This window comes from Pseudomonas profundi (assembly GCF_008638305.1).
GTDB classification, from domain to species: Bacteria; Pseudomonadota; Gammaproteobacteria; order Pseudomonadales; family Pseudomonadaceae; genus Halopseudomonas; species Halopseudomonas profundi.
On record NZ_VTPZ01000010.1, the window covers coordinates 1 to 17204 of the forward strand.

The following is a 17204-nucleotide window of genomic DNA, read 5'->3' on the forward strand; positions in this document are numbered from 1 at the left end:
GTAGCGCCATGACTTGAGAGAGGCGCATTATAGGCGCTTGAGATTGAGCGTCAACAATTTTCTCAGACTATGATTCGCCCGACTCCGACTTTGCACCTGAACCGCCCTGTTTACGCAGCCTCCACAACATGAAAATCGGACCGGATATGGTATAAGCGATGAAGATCAGCCATAGGATGCGTGACGGATCAGTCGATACCACTGCAAAGCCGAGCACGACCAGCAGAATAACGAAAAATGGCACTCGCCCCTTCAGATCCAGATCCTTGAAACTGTGATATTTGATATTGCTGACCATCAACACACCAGCCAGCGCGGTAATCAACCCCACCAACAAGGCGATATCACCACCATCGACGCCGAAGTCACTCAGCGCCCACACCATACCCGCAACGAGACCCGCCGCGGATGGGCTCGCCAGCCCGGTAAAGTAGCGCTTGTCTTCATCGCCAATATGGGTGTTGAAACGCGCCAAACGCAGCGCCGCTCCAGCAACGTAGATGAATGCGAAAACCCAACCCGCCTTGCCCAGATCAGCCAACGCCCAGGTGAATGCAACGAGCCCGGGCGCTACGCCGAACGCGACCATGTCGGACAGCGAATCAAACTCGGCGCCAAATGCGCTCTGGGTGTTAGTCATACGCGCCACGCGGCCATCCAGTCCGTCCAGCACCATCGCTACAAAGATAGCAATCGAGGCGTTGGCAAAGTTGCCATCCATTGCACTGATGATGGCGTAAAAGCCGGAAAACAGAGCTGCCGTAGTAAACAGGTTCGGCAGAAGATAGATCCCACGATGGCGGATTTTCTTACCATCAGGCCCGTGCTCTTCTTCGACATGCTCATCGATAGGTAAAAGCAGGCTCGGTATCTCTTCATCGCCGTGCTTCTTGTCGTGTTCTAGATTGTCGCTCATGTGGTTACCTTACAACGGTGCCGGAAATGACAGTGTGGCAACTCACCCTGTAAATGGCTACAGGACAGGCATAAAAAAACGCGGCCATGGCCGCGTTTCTCTTGTGCAATAAAACAGAACGATTAGTTCTTGTCTTTATCGACAATCTTGTTGGCAGAGATCCACGGCATCATGCCGCGCAGTTTTTCGCCCACTTGCTCGATCGGGTGTGCCGCGTTGTTACGACGGGCAGCAGTCATCGAAGGATAGTTGTGAGCGCCCTCAGCGATGAACATCTTCGCGTACTCACCGCTCTGAATGCGCTTGAGTGCATTGCGCATCGCTTCACGGGATTCGGCGTTGATCACCTCAGGGCCGGTCACATACTCACCGTACTCGGCGTTATTGGAGATCGAGTAGTTCATGTTGGCGATGCCGCCTTCGTACATCAGGTCGACGATCAGCTTCAGCTCGTGCAGACACTCGAAATAAGCCATTTCTGGCTCGTAACCGGCTTCGACCAGCGTCTCGAAGCCAGCCTTGACCAGCTCGACCGCGCCACCACAAAGGACAGCCTGCTCGCCGAACAGATCGGTTTCAGTCTCGTCCTTGAAAGTCGTCTCGATGATACCGGTACGGCCACCACCAATCCCGCTTGCATAGGACAGGGCCAGGTTCTTGGCGTTGCCGGAAGCGTCCTGGAAGATCGCGATCAGGTCGGGAATACCGCCGCCCTTGGTGAATTCAGTGCGCACTGTGTGGCCCGGAGCCTTGGGTGCAACCATGATCACGTCGAGATCCTTGCGCGGAACGATCTGGTTGTAATGGATCGCGAAACCGTGGGCGAAGGCCAGAGTAGCGCCCTGCTGCAGGTTCGGCTCGATTACTTCCTTGTACAGCTGCGATTGGAACTCGTCAGGCGTCAGGATCATTACCACATCGGCAGCAGCAACTGCGGCCGGCACGTCAGTGACCTTAAGACCATGCGCTTCGGCCTTGGCTACGCTGGAAGACCCGGCGCGCAGACCGACAGTGACGTCTACGCCAGAATCTTTCAGGTTGCACGCGTGGGCGTGTCCCTGTGAACCGTAGCCGATAACGGCAACTTTCTTGCCCTGGATTAGGCTCAGATCACAATCTTTATCATAAAAAACGTGCATGTAATTCCCCTGTTACTGTGCGGACCCAGCCGGGTCCTGCTGACAAATTTCAGAAACCCTAGATACTCAGGACCTTCTCACCACGGGCAATACCAGATACCCCGGTACGCACTACCTCGATAACCGCCGTCGGACCGACCGCTTCGATAAAGCTGTCCAGCTTATCGGAGGTGCCTGCCAGCTGCACGGTATAAACGCTGCTGGTGACGTCAACAATCTGGCCGCGGAAGATATCGGTTGTGCGCTTGACCTCGGCGCGCTGTGCGCCGGTAGCCTTGATCTTGACGAGCATCAGCTCACGCTCGATGTGCGCGCCCTCGGACAAATTGACCAGTTTCACCACCTCGATCAGCTTGTTCAGATTCTTGGTGATCTGCTCGATGACCTCATCATGGCCGACGGTAGTCAGGGTCAGACGAGACAATGTCGGATCTTCAGTTGGCGCAACGGTGAGCGTTTCGATGTTGTAGTTGCGCTGCGAAAACAGGCCAACCACACGAGACAGCGCACCAGGTTCGTTTTCCAGAAGTACGGAAATGATGTGTCTCATGTCAGGTGCGCTCCGTCTTGCTCAACCACATATCACGCATCGATCCATCCTTGATGTGCATTGGATAGACGTGCTCGCTGTCGTCTACGCGAATATCCATGAAGACCAGACGCTTGCGGTTGGCGAACGCTTCCTCCATGGCCGGCTTCAACTCTTCCGGTTTATCCACGCGCATGCCGACGTGCCCATAGGATTCAGCCAGCTTGATGAAATCTGGCAGCGACTCCATATAGGAATGCGAGTAGCGGCTGTTGTACTGCATGTCCTGCCACTGCCGAACCATACCCAGGGCGCGGTTGTTCAGGGTAATGATCTTGACCGGCAGATCATATTGCAAACAGGTCGACAGCTCCTGGATGTTCATCTGGATGCTGCCCTCACCGGTCACACAGGCAACCTGCGCGTCAGGATAATGCAGTTGAACGCCCATGGCCGCCGGCAACCCGAAGCCCATGGTTCCGAGCCCGCCGGAGTTTATCCAGCGATTAGGCTTGTTGAACGGGTAGTACTGCGCAGCAAACATCTGATGCTGACCAACATCGGAGGAAACGTAGGCATCACCCTCGGTGACTTCCCAAAGCGTTTCGACAACCGACTGCGGCTTGATAATAGAGCCGTCACCCTTGTCATACGGGAACAGGCCACGGCTGCCACGCCATTCATCAACCTGCTTCCACCAGCTGGCCATTGCTTCCCTGGTTGGACGCAGATTGAACTCGCGCGTGGTTGCCAGCATTTCATTCAGAACGCCATCAACCGGCCCGACAATCGGAATATCCGCATGAATCGTCTTGGAGATGGATGCCGGATCGATATCCACGTGAATGATCTTGGCGTTCGGGCAGAACTTGTTGGCGCCGTTGATAACCCGGTCATCAAAGCGGGCGCCGACACACATCACCACGTCGGCATGATGCATCGCGACGTTGGCAACGTAGCTGCCGTGCATACCCAACATACCCAAGAACTGCCGATCGCTGCCGGGGTAGGCGCCTAGCCCCATCAAGGTATTGGTAACCGGAACATTCAGCTCGCGGGCCAGCTCGGTCAGTTGCGCCGAGGCACCGCCTAGGATCACGCCACCACCAGAGTAAATGATGGGACGCTTGGCTTCGGCAAGCATATCGAGCGCCTTGCGGATCTGGCCGGAGTGACCGCGGACCGCAGGGTTGTAAGACCGCAGTTTGACCTTCTTCGGATAGCTGTATTCGAACTTCTCCGCCGGATTGGTCATATCCTTGGGAATATCCACGACAACCGGACCCGGACGGCCAGACTGGGCGATATAGAACGCCTTCTTGATAACTTCGGGAATCTCGCGCGGATCCTTGATCATGAAGCTGTGCTTCACGATAGGCCGGGAAACACCCATCATGTCAGTTTCCTGAAACGCGTCGGTACCGACCATGTTGCTCGCAACCTGACCGGAGATAACCACCATCGGAATGGAGTCCATGAAGGCTGTCGCGATACCGGTGATGGTATTGGTCGCGCCCGGGCCGGAGGTTACCAGCACCACGCCGGCCTTACCGGAAGCACGCGCGTAACCGTCGGCCATATGGGCCGCCGCCTGTTCATGACGCACCAGAACGTGCACGACATCGTCCTGACGGAAGATCGCATCATAGATATGCAGCAGCGCACCACCGGGATACCCGTAAATATATTTAACCCCTTCGTCACGCAATGAGCGGACGACCATCTCAGCGCCGGATAAAAGCTCCACTTAGAATCACCTCTAGCTTGCCACCCATCGGGAGAGGGCAGCAGGGTACCTGTTTACTGCTCGGCAGAGCATTAGCAACGGTGGTTGCCATGCGTCAGCTTGACTACGTGCATCGGAGACAGCCCTTGGTTACCGAACCGTCTCACCCAGCGCGAGGTAGCGCGTGCGGGTGCCAGGCCAGGAGTTGGCGGGGTCTCGCCTCCTGGATTGAGCAACAAAACGCTACGCCCGGATACCGAGTAGGTCCCGATAGCGACGCGCTTATGAGAACCACGAATTGTTTACACTCGAGCAGGAAAAGTCAATCAGGTTGAGACAAAAGCATGCGGTTATCGCCCGGCATATACCTGCCCGGCCGCGATTGGCTATAGTAGGCGTTCGCTGACGCTCATACCAAGGAAGGAGACTTGCATGTACAAGATGTTGACTGCTTTGAGCCTTGCCCTGCTCTGCTCAAATGCCATCGCAGTATCGATGTACCAGTGGACCGATGACCGGGGAGGTCTACAGTTCGGTCAACAACCTCCTGCCGATCGACCTTACCGCATCGTCGACATCAGTACTCCACCCCCGCCAGGCGGCACTCTGCGTGAGCGCCAACCGCTACCGCCTATCGAGGCCAAGGCTACGCAAGCGCCTGCAGAGAGGGCAGCCGCGCGCGCAGAGAATGCCGAACTGCAGCGTCATTGCGAGCAGCTGAACAAGAACCTCGAGACCCTGGTGAATAACCCGCGGCTGACCCGGACCGGCGCATCGGGCGACGTAGAACGGATCGGAGAGGACGAGAGACAGAAAATGATCGTCGATACGCGCAGCGAGATCGACGATCGTTGCAACTGACTAGCTGAGTTTAGCGGCCAGACCGTCGATGCGGGTCAGAATAGCTACCAGCGTGTAACGGCGGCGGCCCAACCAGGCCAGCGCCTGCTCACCCATAGGCGCGATATGGAACGCCCCGGGCAGATCGCGACCTTGCCGGATGATTACAGCCATGCGCGGCACGAAGATCCACTGCAACCATTGCTCGAAACCGAGTGTATCGACGCAGAACGGTTGCTGACTGGCAAGCAGCTCAGCATCCGGCGGGCTTTGCGCCCACAGCCCAAGCCCGCGTAGCTCTCTTTCCAGATCGATAAGGGCGTCTGCCAGATCTTGCCAGAGCGGGTCCATCACAACTGAACCCTGGCCCGCTCCCGCGCTTCGGCCGCGCCTGCACGATTGCCCTGCTTGTCCCGCGCTTCGGCAATCAGGTTCCACAACCCGGCCTGAAGCGTCGGACGATCCGCCGCGTATGCCAGCCCACGCTGTGCCAGTTGTTCGGCCTGTGCCGCATCTCCCTGTGCCAAGCGCACCTGGGCCAACCGATAAAGTACCTGCGGTTCACGCGGAGCAATACGCATCGCTCGCTCCAGGCTCGCTGACGCGCTACCCAGGTCGCCGCGGCCTTCCTGGTCCCGCGCCACAGTCAGCAACGCCAGCACCGGCCCGTCGAGCTGCTCGTCGCCCTGAAGCGCGCCGCCGGGCTGGGCCGGCGCCTGCTGCGTTTGCTGCTGGCCAGATTGCTGTTGTTGCTGTTGCTGTTGCTGCGGTTCACCCTGCTGCCACGAAGGCTGAACGTCCAGGGGATAGGATTCGATTGCACGCGAGCCACCGGCTTCGTCAGGCACCATCACCACCACACTGCTTTGCTCCGGCTCAGGGGCCGGTTGTTGCTGTACCGGTTGACGTCCGGCCCCAACCCGCATCTCTTCGCTGGACACCGAACGCCCCGAATCGACTACCGGAACCGTGCCCCCCGTACCAGCGCAACCGGCGAGCACCAACACACACCCGGCAAGCAGGCCGAACCGTTCATATCGCATCATTCAATCCTCTCTTGATTCATGGCAACCAGCCACGAATAACATCCAGTACTCGATTCGCGCCGTCTTTCACCGCTTCAGTATCGAGCAGCGGCCGACAGCCCGGTCCTGGCAATGGCGCAAACCCTTTTCGGAACGGCTCCTCGATACTGCCTGGACAGCTCGGATCACTGCCCTGCCCGGTTACCGGGTCGATCCAGGCCATATCCACGCCTGCGGGTGGGCTGGTTGAAAGCCCTTGCGGGTGTGCGTCACGCATAAATGCGCTCCAAACCTGCAGGGCACCGGTGGCACCGGTCAAGCGCGTCGCGCCGTTATCATCCCGACCCAGCCAGGTCACCGCGAGCAGATCCTGAGAATACCCAGCAAACCAGCTATCGCGCAGATCATTGGTCGTACCCGTTTTACCCGCAAGGCGTACCGTAGACGGGATCTGATTATACGCCGATCGGCCCGTACCTTCGGTCATCACCCGAACCATCGCTTCCTGCATCAGATAGATGGTCGCTGAATCGAAGCGTTGCTGCACCGCGAACGGATAACGTCCCAGCGGCTCGCCATCCGGCGCCAACACACTGCGGATAGACCGCAGCGGCGTATTAAAGCCGCCATTGGCCAACGTCTGGTACATATCCGTGACCTGCAATGGCGTCATGGCACCCGAGCCGAGCAGCATCGAAGGATAAGGCCGCCAACCGTGTCGAACGCCCATCCGTTCAATGGTCTTGAGCACCTCCGGTACGCCGAGCTCCATACCCAGCCGCACCGTGGCCTGGTTATAGGAACGGCTCAATGCCACGTGCAGCGGCACCAGGCCATGGCTTTCCCGACCATAATTCTGCGGCGTCCAGGTCTTGCCAGGCTCAGCCTCGAGCGTGACCGGAGAATCATCAATCGGCGTGATCAGAGAGTAGCGCTGCGGCTGTTCAAGCGCCGTCAGGAAGACTGCAGGCTTGACCAGCGAACCGATGGGCCGCGACGCGTCGAGTGCACGATTGAACCCCGAGAACCTGGGGTTACGTCCACCGACCAGCGCCAGCACCTCGCCGGTTTGAGCACTGGTCACGACCATCGCGCTTTCCATCTCCACATCGCCCGGCGCGGGCCCTAACCGCTTCAACGTGGTCTCCACTGCCCGCTCGGCCTTGTTCTGCATAACCGGGTCGAGACTGGTAAAGATTCTCAGACCCTCGCTGGTCAGATCCTCGTCACGATATTCTTCTCGCAACTGACGCTTGATCAGGTCCATGAACGCTGGATAGCTGGTGTCGGTCAGACGCCCCCGCGCCGCTACATCCAGAGGCTTGGCGATGGCCGTCTGTGCATGCTGCTCACTGATCACGCCCTGTTCAGCCAGCATTCCGATCACCAGATCCCGACGTTGCTTGGCGCGTTCCGGTCGCCGACGCGGATTATAGAAGGAGGGGCCTTTGACCATACCCACCAGCAACGCCACCTGGTGCAGCTCAAGCTCACGCAGCGGCTGCGCAAAATAATACTGGCTCGCAAGTCCGAAGCCATGCACCGCACGGCGACCATCCTGCCCCAGGAACACTTCGTTCAGATAGGCCTCGAGGATGTCTTCCTTGGAATAATGCAGTTCCAGCAGGACCGCCATGATGGCTTCGTTGGCCTTGCGCAACATGCTCCGCTCGCTGGTGAGATAGAAGTTCTTCACCAGCTGCTGAGTCAGCGTACTGCCGCCCTGCACTACCCCGCCGGCCTTCATGTTGACGTACGCCGCGCGCAGAATCCCCTTGGGCGAGACGCCGAAATGCTGAAAGAATTCGCGATCCTCGACGGCTACCAGAGACTCGACAAGATAGGGAGGCGCCTCCTGCAGCTGAATCAGAACGCGATCTTCATTGTGGGCCGGGTAAATACCACCAATCATCAGCGGCTCGAGCCGCGCCATAACCAGATTCCCGTGCCCTGCCAGCCCGGCCACCTGATTGCCGTCAAAGCGTACGCTCACGTGCTGGGCAGGCTCGTCGCCCTCGGAAAATGCAAAGCCGCGCGTATGCACATCGACCCGGCTACCGGCGACCGACACCTGCCCAGGCGAACGCGCCGCCTGGGCGGTGCGATACCCCAACGCCTCCAGCTCGGCCAGAAAGTCATCCTTGTTCAGCCGCTGCCCCGCAAACAGCTCCAACGGTCTGGCGTACACCTTGGCCGGAACCGCCCAGCGTTTGCCGGAAAACTTTTCCTGTACGACAGCGTCCAGGTAGATCACCAGACCGCCAAACAATACCAGCGCGACCAGCCCCAGCTTGAAAATCCAGCCCGACCAGCGCTTCCAGAAGCCGGCCTTCTTGGCCGCCCGTCCCCCGCGTTTTCTTCCCATAACCTTCCCAACCACCCCGTAACCGATGCAACCGCCTGATTCGTCGGCGGATATAGCGAAGGTTGGCCTGCAGCCTACCAGCCTTCATAATGCTGCTGTTGTCAGTCCAAGCAAGGATACACCGTGAGCCAGACACTGCTGAACGCACTGCAAGATCCTGCCCTGTACGATCATCCGGTTTCCGGATTTACGCTGATGGAGACCCATATTTCATGGGTGTTGCTGACCGGCGACTATGTCTACAAGATCAAGAAGCCGGTCAATTTCGGTTTCCTTGACTATTCGAGCCTTGAGCAGCGCGCTCATTACTGCAAAGAAGAGCTGCGCCTCAACCGTCGTCTCGCACCCGAGCTGTATCTTGATGTCATCCCGGTCCGCGGCAGCGAAAGCTCACCGACGCTGCGCGGGGAAGGTCAGATCATCGAGTATATGGTCAAAACGCGCCAGTTCAGACAAGAGGACCTGCTCGGCAATATGCAGCAAGCCGGTACGCTTACCGCCGAGCATATCGATTCGCTGGCCCGTACGCTGGCTGACTTCCACGGTCGCATCGACTGTGCAACGCTCGACTCTACCTGGGGCGAACCCGAGCAGGTGCATGCGCCAGTCGCCCAGAACTTCGAGCACATCCGCTCCATGCTGAGCGACGCCAAACAACTAGCGCAGATCGAGCAGCTGGAGCTGTGGGCGCATAGTACATTCCAGCGGCTGATTCCCCAACTGGCCCAGCGCAAAGCAGAAGGATTTATCCGCGAATGTCACGGCGACATCTACCTGGATAACGTCACCATGGTCGACGGCAAGGTCACGCTGTTCGACTGTATTGAATTCAATGAAGCCTTTCGCTGGATTGACGTCATGAGTGACGTCGCGTTCATGGCCATGGACATCGAAGACCGCGGTTTGCCCACGCTGGCCCAGCGCTTCGTCAATGCCTATCTGGAACATACCGGCGATTACGCTGGCCTGCTGGTGCTGAATTATTACAAGGCCTACCGCGCCATGGTCAGAGCCAAGGTCGCCCTGCTGCGCCTCGGCCAGCCCGGCATCACCGATTCCGAGCACGATGAGGTCATGGCGCGCTTCCAGGGTTACGTCAATCTCGCCGAAAGCTATACGCATATACCACAGCGCTTCGGTTCGCTCATGCATGGCGTGTCGGGCTCTGGTAAAAGCACGCTTACCGGCCAATTGGTCGAGCATCTGGGCGTCATCCGGATACGCTCTGATACCGAACGCAAGCGGCTGTTTGGCATCGATGGTGCAGGCAAACTGGACGCCGAACTCTACGCACCAGAGCGCACCCAGCAAACCTACGCCCGCCTGGGCGTACTGGCCGCACAGGTGCTTGCCGCTGGCTACCCGGTAGTGGTTGATGCGACGCATTTGAAGCGCGACCAGCGTGCGCTGGTTCGTCAGCATATCGAGGAGCAAGGCGCGCCCTGCCTGATCATCGCCTGCAAGGCGCCGCTGGAAACCATCGAAGCCTGGATTACCAAGCGAGCCGAAGCAGGTAACGACCCATCGGACGCAACCATCGATATCGTGCGCCACCAGCTCGAGACCATGGACGCGCTCGACGAAGAGGAATCACAGCACAGCCTGACGGTTCAGACGGACAAGAGTCAAAGCATGCAAGAGCTCGTCGCCACCCTGCGCAAGCGACTCTGATCGCGATGCAAGCCAACCACCCCCTGGCTGTACGGAACTGACAGGGGGCACTACACTGGATTCGGGAACCAATAAAAAGAAGCCCCGAATCATGCAATCATTTCAAAGACCGGACCCTTTGTCGGGCCAGCTGCTGTCGCGCCGTTTCAACATCACCCTGCCGCATTCCATCCACTTGGTCATGTGGGGTAAACATGCAGGATGATGAGCTTCTGGGTCTGCGCAACCTGGGCAAAACCTCCACCCAATGGCTACATGCCACCGGCATCCACAGTCTCGAGGAGTTGCGTCGGCGCGGGCCGGTGGGTTGTTATTGTGCAGTACGCGCCCGTGGATTTCGCGCCTCCAAGGCGCTACTGTTTGCCATTGCCGGAGCACTACAGGACGTACACTGGAACCAGCTTGATCCGGCCTATAAAGCGCAATTGCTCGATCAATTGCGCAGGGAAGAAAAGCCCTGAAGGCAGCAAAAAAGAGAACCAGCTCACATTTCCGGGTTTTGCGTGACCGCAGCCTGATTGCAGCCAATTTATATTAGAAAGCGCGCTGTAGCGTCTGGACCGTCGCAGAGCGTCTACTGCCGGGAGCGGCCTTGGAATTTATCAAAAGGAATTTCTGAATGTATCTTATTGGTGACCAGCCTTCCTACGCCGAAAAACTCATTAGTGACCTGCAGCTCATACCCGAGCAACTGCTGGTTGGCCTGGAGCCCTGCGACGCGACACTGCATCTTGATTCGACCGATGACCTGTATCGCACTATCGGCAACAACCGGCTCTACCTGCTCAAAAGCGGTTTGCTGCACGCCATGATCGACGGCAAGCCGCTGTTTTACATGCAGGAAGGAGACCTCATCGGACTACGTCAGGGGCTGAGCACCGCGCCCTGCATCTATACCAGTGACGAACCTCTGGAGCTGGTCCCCTTTGACCGCGAGGCGCTGTTCAAGCACATCCATGCCAGTAGCAGACGTCAGGAGCAATTCACTCAATACATACTCGGGCAGGCGGCGCTTATGTCAGACGCGTTGGCACATAACAAGCCGGCGGAAATCAGACCGGTCACCGGCTTTCAGCACTTCGAGGCGGGTGCTGAACTGATACGCCAGGGCGACGATGCAGACCACGTATTCATCATTACCGAAGGTCATGCTGAAGCCTTTGTGGAAGGTATCAAGGTAGGCGATGTGCAAAAGGATGAGATTTTCGGAGCCATGGCCTTGTTCACCCGGGAGAAACGCTCGGCGACTGTCATTGCCAGCGCACCGACTACCGTGATGATGATTCCGAAGGAGCAGTTCCTGGCACTGATGCAAAGCAATCCGCGCATCGCGCACAGCCTGATTGAAAGCATGGCGCGTCGCATCGATCTGATGAACAAGGAACTCAGCCACTACAAGCGCATGAAATAAATCAGGCCGATCGCTTGACATGATAATGAGAACGATTATTATTAACACAAGCCATCGCGAGGTGGCCCGATAACGGGATGTCGCGAGACAGCTGGTTATCTCCTCATCAGGCTAATCACGGATATTTGACCCGCTCTTTGAGCGGGTCTTTTTTTGTCCGCCCGCTTCACCAATCAGCGCAGTAATCCTTCGGCTCCATCGCTGCGGTCAACCAGACGAAATCAGCTTGCGTTGCGCCGGGGACAGATTGTCCCGCCTCAATCAGCATGACTACCGTCGGTGCGTCGTGGCCCGGCCAATGTAGCGGTGCGCCCAGATCCTTGCGTACATGGAAATTGCCAGCCAGCAGCAATGCGGGTGGCTCGGCGGCGTACAGCGTCTCGGCCATGCGCTGGTCGCGAGCCTGCTGAATACTCAGCATTGCCGGAAAATGCGTTTCGGAGAGCTTCCCGCAGTGCGAGTCCTCAATCGTTTCACGCAGCTGCCGCCCCGCGTCCTTGCTGTACACGTCACTTAATGGGGTCGGATCGCGATAACGCTGCTTCATCTCGTCGTCTGCGATATTGGCTGCGAGCAACCGGTCGGGCTCACCCAACCCCCAGCGGACCAGGTCGCCATACAGCGTCCACTCCCAACCGGGTGCCCAGTTCAGGCGTGCCTGCAACGTTTCACTATCCGGCAGTTTCTCGTTACGAAGCAGGTCATCCACCGCCTCCTGTTGCTCGGGCGCGAGCATTTCCATCAACAGACTCGCCTGCGGCCGGCGCTCCGCCAGCGCGCGCAGCAACCACAGCTGTAGCTGATGATGATCGGGATTATCGTGTTTCTTTCCGACCATTACATACGGCGCGTCTGCCAGCGCCTCGACCAGTTCAACGGGACTGATCCACTCATCGGTCGCCGTGTTTTTGACCTGCCCCACCTGTGGGTGCTCTTTGTGCAAGGGGCTGATCCATTCCGGTAGCGGTTTTGCCAGGGCACCCAATGAAAACAACATTGCAACTGATCCAACCAGAAATGCATTCATCCTCACCTCAGATGATTATCAAAGGGCTGTCCTGGGCAGGATGCCGTGTTACCTGAACTGCCACAGCAAAAACCTCACCGATGCGCTCCGCCTGTAACACATCCCATGGCGTGCCCAAGGCGACAACCTCACCGCGATCAAGCAACAGGATACGGTGAGCGTAGCGGGCGGCAAGATTCAGGTCATGCAACACCACCAACACCGCGCCACCCCCTGCAGCAATGCGTTGTGCCTGCTCGAGGATCAGCTGCTGATGGGCCAGGTCCAGCGATGCGGTTGGCTCGTCCATGATCAGACAGGCCCCGGGTGTTTCCCAGATCTGCGCCATGACGCGTGCCAGATGAACACGCTGCCGCTCGCCGCCAGACAGTTTGAGATAGCTGCGCCCAGCGAGATGCGTCACATCCGCTGCCCGCATCGCCTCGCTGACGACACGCCGATCGGTTAGCAAGCCGGTGTCGTGCGGCATCCGGCTCATCGCCACGACTTCTTCGGCGGTGAAGCCGAATGCCAGCGACGAGGCTTGCGGCAATACCGCCAGGCGGGTCGCGAGTTCGCCGACAGGCCATTGCGCCAAGGGTCGCCCGGCCAGACGAACCTGCCCGGCCGAAGCTGAAAGCTCCCCCGCCAGCGTACCCAACAGCGTGCTCTTACCTGCCCCGTTGGTACCCAGCACGGCCAGTACTTCGCCCGAGCGCAATTCGAAATTGACCTGGCTCAGAATGGTCTTGCCGCTCCGGGCACAACTGAGATCGACCGCCTCCAGCATCAGACGCCTCCGTTGCGCTGGGCGCGCAGAAGCAAGGCAAGGAAGAACGGCGCGCCGAGCAAAGCCGTCAATATCCCCAAGGGCAACTCCGCGGGCGCCACCACCAAACGGGCCGCAACGTCCGCGACCAATAGCAGGCCTGCACCCAGCAACATTGAGGCAGGCAGGACGTAACGATGATTCGCGCCGACCATTAGCCTGACCAGATGCGGGACCACCAGTCCGACGAATCCGATCAGACCGGCTGCCGCTACGCAGGCACCGACACCGAGAGCTGTCAGCAGCACCAGTTCACGCTTGACTCGCTCTACTTCAATGCCCAGATGCCGGGCTTCGGATTCGCCCAGCAACAAGGCATTGAGCGCCTTGGCCTGACGCGGCAGACGCCACCAAACCAGCGCACAACATAGCGCCAGCATGCCCACTCGCTCAAAACTGGCACCACCGAGGCTGCCCATATTCCAGAACACCAGCGTCCGCAGCATGGCATCGTCAGCAAGATAGCTGAGCAGTCCGATAAAGGCGCCGCTAACGGCCGCGATGGCAATACCCGCCAATAGCATGTTGGCAACCGAGGTGCCCTGAACTGACTGTCCGAGCCGGTAGACCAGCCAGGTCGTCAGGGCACCGCCAATGAACGCCCCCAGCACCGTGGCGTAGGGCAATAGCGCATCGGGCATCATCGCCAGCCAGGGTCCACCCAGCACCAGAATCAAGGCGACGCCCAGCGCCGCGCCGCTGGATACACCAATCAGCCCGGGATCAGCCAGCGGGTTCCGGAACAGCCCCTGCATCGCCGCGCCGGTCAATGCCAGCGTCGCTCCCACCAACATGCCCATCAAGGTGCGCGGAAGGCGTATCTGCTCGACGATCAGCTGCGCCTCGACTGCATGTTCCATCGGCAGAATCAGGCTGACCAACACCAGGACCGTATCGCCCAGAGGAATCGTTACCGCACCCAGCGCCAGCGATAGCAGCACCGCCAGCACCAGCAGAGCGGCAAGCAGCACCATGACCATCAGCCTCAGCCGACGCGCAGCATCCATCTGTTGTCCTTTCATAATCAACTGATCCGGCAGCGCCTTGAACCGGGCCGCCCCAAGGTGGCACAAGGTACCAGTATTGCTGCTGGCCGTCAGGCCGGCCAATAAGGATAATCGGCCGATGACCAAGCAAAGCAAACACCGAGAACCCCGCGCATTGTGCCGGATGGATGAGCTGCCCGACCCCGGAAGCAAGGGTTTTGCCAACGGCGCAACCGGCATTCTGGTTGTGCGCCAGGGCACTGAGGTCTTCGCCTACGAAAACCGGTGCCCGCACCGTGGCATTCCGCTGGAATGGACGCCCGACCAGTTCCTCGATAGCTCCGGCCGATTGATTCAGTGCGCGACGCACGGCGCGCTGTTTCTACCGAAAAGCGGTGAGTGTATTGCAGGCCCCTGCAGTGGCGACTCGCTGCGCAAACTGGACAGCTATTTACAGGACGGCGTTGTGTGGCTTGGAAAAGCCAATCCCCCTAGTCCCCCTTTTACCAAGGGGGGAATCGGTCCGTCGTGTTTGATGGCTTTATTTTCAGCAATACCTTGAACATTTAGCGAGCCAGGGAAGGTTCAATCTCCGGACCGCACCGATGATCGAACAAGCACGCCGGTTGGCAGGGTTCCCGGCGTCTTGCGTAACGCGGGCGGACGGTGGGCGATTGGCTCAGATCATATCCGCGCTCGTACCCAGCAGGTTCATCAACGCTCAGCCCACACGCTTTGCCACTAGAGAACCACCGGCAGCTGCCCCACCACGTTCAACCCTTCTGGCTGAGGTAACACCGACCAGGCGATGATCTCCACGCCCTTCTGCGCCGCCTCACGCAGCAATCTCCCATAGACCGGATCTATCTCGTCGGCCGGGCGTACCGAGCGGATGCCGCTGTGCATCACACAGAACAACAGGCACGCGCGGCGACCTGTTTCCACGACATCAATCAGCTCCCTCAGATGCTTCTGTCCGCGCAGGCTGATCGCATCCGGAAACGCGCCTTCGCCCTGTTCCAGCGCCAGCGTAACGCTCTTGACCTCCACCACGCATTCGCCCGGGTCGCTCAGCAGAAAATCGAAACGGCTCGCACCGGGAATCAGCGTAACCTCCGCACGGAGGTGCCCGAAGCCGGTCAGCGGACCTATTGCGCCCACCGCCAGCGCCGCGCCTATGATCTTGTTTGCGCGTGCGCTGTGAATGCAGGCCAGCTCACCCGGCGCTGTCTCGACCAATTCCCAGGTGCCGGGGAGTCTGCGCCCTGGTTTGTCGACCATCCGCACCCAGACCCGGCTGCCGGGCTCCCCGCAATTCTTCATCGAACCCGTGTTCGGGCAATGGACAGTCAGTTCGCGCCCATCAGCCAGCAGAACATCGGCAAGAAAGCGCTTGTAGCGCTTCACCAATACGCCTTCGGTGAGCGGCGATTCGAACGGTATCAGCATGCGCGCCAGCTTTGTAATCCACGGGCGAGGCGTTCAACAGCCTGCTCCAGGCGTGGCAGAGACGTGGTATAGGCGAAACGCACATGCTGATCGGCCAGATAGTCGCCGAAATCCAGCCCGGGGGTCACCGCCACATGCTCGGTCTCGATCAGATGCTGACACAGCGCCGCGCTGTCCCCGCCGAACCCCTGGGTGCCTGCGTATAGATAGAAGGCGCCGTCCGGCGTGACCGGCACGTCGAAGCCCAACTCGCGAACCGCCGGCAGCAGAAAGTCCCGGCGCTGGTGGAATGCCTCACGCCGTGACTCGCAGATGTCCAGGCTCTCTTCACTGAAGGCAGCCAGCGCGGCCACCTGCGCCATGTGTGGCGCGCATATATAAAGGTTCTGCGCCAGCTTCTCCAGCTCCGGTACCGCAGCCTCTGGCGCGACCAGCCAGCCCAGGCGCCAGCCAGTCATGCCGAAGTATTTCGAGAAGCTGTTCAGCACAAAGGCGTCGGGCGCGACTTCAAGCGCAGACACCGCATCACAGCCGTAGGTCAGACCATGATAGATCTCATCGACAATCAACGAACCGCCCAGGCGCTGGGTCATCTCGGCGAGACCGGCAAGCTGGGCACGGCTCAGCAGCGTACCGGTTGGATTCGATGGCGACGCGGCCAGCACCGCCGCCGTGTGCGGTTCCCAGAACTGCTTAATCATGGCTGGCGTCAATTGATAATGGGTATCGGCCCCGGTTGGAATCAAACGGGTCTGGCCTTCCACCAGGCGAAGAAAATGTCTGTTACAGGGATACGCCGGGTCGGCCATCAGTACGTTGCAGCCGGGCTCCACCAGCAGTGCACTGATCAGTAACAGGGCGGCTGAGCCACCTGGCGTGATGACCACGCGCCGCGGGTCCAGATCGATACCGTAGCGGCTGGCATACAGTCCGGCGACCGCTTCACGCAGGGCCGGTATCCCCAGCGCGGAAGTATAGCCGGTGCGACCATCAGCCAGGGCAGCCTGCCCGGCCCGCACTATGGGTTCAGGCGTGACAAAGTCGGGCTCGCCAATCTCCATATGAATCACATCGTGCCCCAACGCTGCCAGAACCTGGGCCCGGGCGAGCACGGCCATAACGTGAAAAGGCTGGATATCATGCGCCCGTTGGGCCCAGCGATACTGCTGCATCATCATCTCCTGGTTCAAGGGCAACATCGAAACGCGGATGATACCGCCGATAGCCCCTCGCTACAGCCCGCCTGACACTGGCCCGCCTTCTGGCGCCAAACAGTAGCTTACGGTACAAGGTTCTGGTAGCTTTGCCCGCT

The 17204-nt window shown here is 59.1% G+C and carries 16 protein-coding genes and 1 pseudogene; 5 read left to right on the forward strand and 12 right to left on the reverse strand.

Annotated elements, in window-relative coordinates; all coding sequences use genetic code 11:
- Positions 1–67 precede the first annotated feature (67 nt).
- The 4 genes from pssA to FZE95_RS13530 all read right to left on the reverse strand — a co-directional run bounded on the left by pssA (position 68) and on the right by FZE95_RS13530 (position 4331).
- Positions 68–916, reverse strand: coding sequence for a CDP-diacylglycerol--serine O-phosphatidyltransferase (gene pssA / locus FZE95_RS13515; RefSeq protein ID WP_150301399.1), 849 nt, complete (start codon positions 914–916; stop codon positions 68–70).
- Positions 917–1038: 122 nt separating this feature from the next.
- Positions 1039–2055 (reverse strand): ketol-acid reductoisomerase, encoded by a 1017-nt coding sequence (gene ilvC / locus FZE95_RS13520; protein ID WP_150301400.1) that lies wholly within the window; start codon positions 2053–2055, stop codon positions 1039–1041.
- A gap of 58 nt (positions 2056–2113) precedes the next feature.
- A complete protein-coding gene (gene ilvN / locus FZE95_RS13525; RefSeq protein ID WP_150301401.1) occupies positions 2114–2605 on the reverse strand; it encodes an acetolactate synthase small subunit in 492 nt (163 codons plus the stop codon).
- A 1-nt stretch (position 2606) separates the two neighbouring features.
- A complete protein-coding gene (locus FZE95_RS13530) occupies positions 2607–4331 on the reverse strand; it encodes an acetolactate synthase 3 large subunit (RefSeq protein WP_150301402.1) in 1725 nt (574 codons plus the stop codon).
- Between the two features lie 411 nt (positions 4332–4742).
- On the opposite strand from FZE95_RS13530, the gene FZE95_RS13535 reads away from it, so the two are divergent.
- Positions 4743–5171, forward strand: a complete 429-nt coding sequence (locus FZE95_RS13535; protein WP_150301403.1) for a DUF4124 domain-containing protein — start codon at positions 4743–4745, stop codon at positions 5169–5171.
- Here the strand turns inward: FZE95_RS13535 and FZE95_RS13540 are convergent, their stop codons facing one another.
- Genes FZE95_RS13540 through mrcB form a run of 3 tightly spaced genes read right to left on the reverse strand, consistent with a single transcriptional unit; the run spans position 5172 to position 8540 of the window.
- A complete protein-coding gene (locus FZE95_RS13540) occupies positions 5172–5501 on the reverse strand; it encodes a YqcC family protein (RefSeq protein WP_150301538.1) in 330 nt (109 codons plus the stop codon).
- The gene (locus FZE95_RS13545) at positions 5501–6196 is read right to left on the reverse strand and encodes a tetratricopeptide repeat protein (protein WP_150301404.1); all 696 of its coding nucleotides are present in this window, start codon (positions 6194–6196) and stop codon (positions 5501–5503) included. The genes FZE95_RS13540 and FZE95_RS13545 overlap by 1 nt, the downstream gene beginning before the upstream one ends.
- Before the next feature lie 16 nt (positions 6197–6212).
- The gene (gene mrcB / locus FZE95_RS13550; RefSeq protein WP_150301405.1) at positions 6213–8540 is read right to left on the reverse strand and encodes a penicillin-binding protein 1B; all 2328 of its coding nucleotides are present in this window, start codon (positions 8538–8540) and stop codon (positions 6213–6215) included.
- Between the two features lie 123 nt (positions 8541–8663).
- Here mrcB and FZE95_RS13555 point away from each other — a divergent pair, with 123 nt between their 5' ends.
- From FZE95_RS13555 to FZE95_RS13565, 3 genes are all read left to right on the forward strand, one after another.
- Complete coding sequence (locus tag FZE95_RS13555; RefSeq protein WP_150301406.1) at positions 8664–10211, forward strand: bifunctional aminoglycoside phosphotransferase/ATP-binding protein; 1548 nt, start codon at positions 8664–8666, stop codon at positions 10209–10211.
- Positions 10212–10405: 194 nt separating this feature from the next.
- Complete coding sequence (locus FZE95_RS13560; protein WP_150301407.1) at positions 10406–10672, forward strand: TfoX/Sxy family protein; 267 nt, start codon at positions 10406–10408, stop codon at positions 10670–10672.
- Positions 10673–10830: 158 nt separating this feature from the next.
- Positions 10831–11622, forward strand: a complete 792-nt coding sequence (locus FZE95_RS13565) for a cyclic nucleotide-binding domain-containing protein (protein WP_150301408.1) — start codon at positions 10831–10833, stop codon at positions 11620–11622.
- Between the two features lie 166 nt (positions 11623–11788).
- Here the strand turns inward: FZE95_RS13565 and FZE95_RS13570 are convergent, their stop codons facing one another.
- From FZE95_RS13570 to FZE95_RS13580, 3 genes are read right to left on the reverse strand one after another with little or no spacing between them, the layout of a single operon-like run.
- A complete protein-coding gene (locus FZE95_RS13570) occupies positions 11789–12619 on the reverse strand; it encodes a ChaN family lipoprotein (protein ID WP_223825068.1) in 831 nt (276 codons plus the stop codon).
- Positions 12620–12656: 37 nt separating this feature from the next.
- Positions 12657–13418 carry a heme ABC transporter ATP-binding protein gene (locus FZE95_RS13575; RefSeq protein ID WP_150301410.1) on the reverse strand — a complete coding sequence of 254 codons (762 nt, stop codon included), beginning with the start codon at positions 13416–13418 and terminating at the stop codon, positions 12657–12659.
- Positions 13418–14479 (reverse strand): FecCD family ABC transporter permease, encoded by a 1062-nt coding sequence (locus FZE95_RS13580; protein WP_397387134.1) that lies wholly within the window; start codon positions 14477–14479, stop codon positions 13418–13420. Before FZE95_RS13580 ends, FZE95_RS13575 begins: the two co-directional genes overlap by 1 nt.
- A gap of 103 nt (positions 14480–14582) precedes the next feature.
- Here FZE95_RS13580 and FZE95_RS13585 point away from each other — a divergent pair.
- Positions 14583–14918, forward strand: a pseudogene (locus FZE95_RS13585) (Rieske (2Fe-2S) protein); the annotation flags it as partial.
- Positions 14919–15184: 266 nt separating this feature from the next.
- Here FZE95_RS13585 and sfsA read toward each other — a convergent pair.
- Together sfsA and FZE95_RS13595 are read right to left on the reverse strand one after the other, a co-directional pair.
- The gene (gene sfsA, locus FZE95_RS13590; protein WP_150301541.1) at positions 15185–15886 is read right to left on the reverse strand and encodes a DNA/RNA nuclease SfsA; all 702 of its coding nucleotides are present in this window, start codon (positions 15884–15886) and stop codon (positions 15185–15187) included.
- A complete protein-coding gene (locus tag FZE95_RS13595; RefSeq protein ID WP_150301542.1) occupies positions 15886–17067 on the reverse strand; it encodes a pyridoxal phosphate-dependent aminotransferase in 1182 nt (393 codons plus the stop codon). Before FZE95_RS13595 ends, sfsA begins: the two co-directional genes overlap by 1 nt.
- Between the last annotated feature and the right edge of the window lie 137 nt (positions 17068–17204).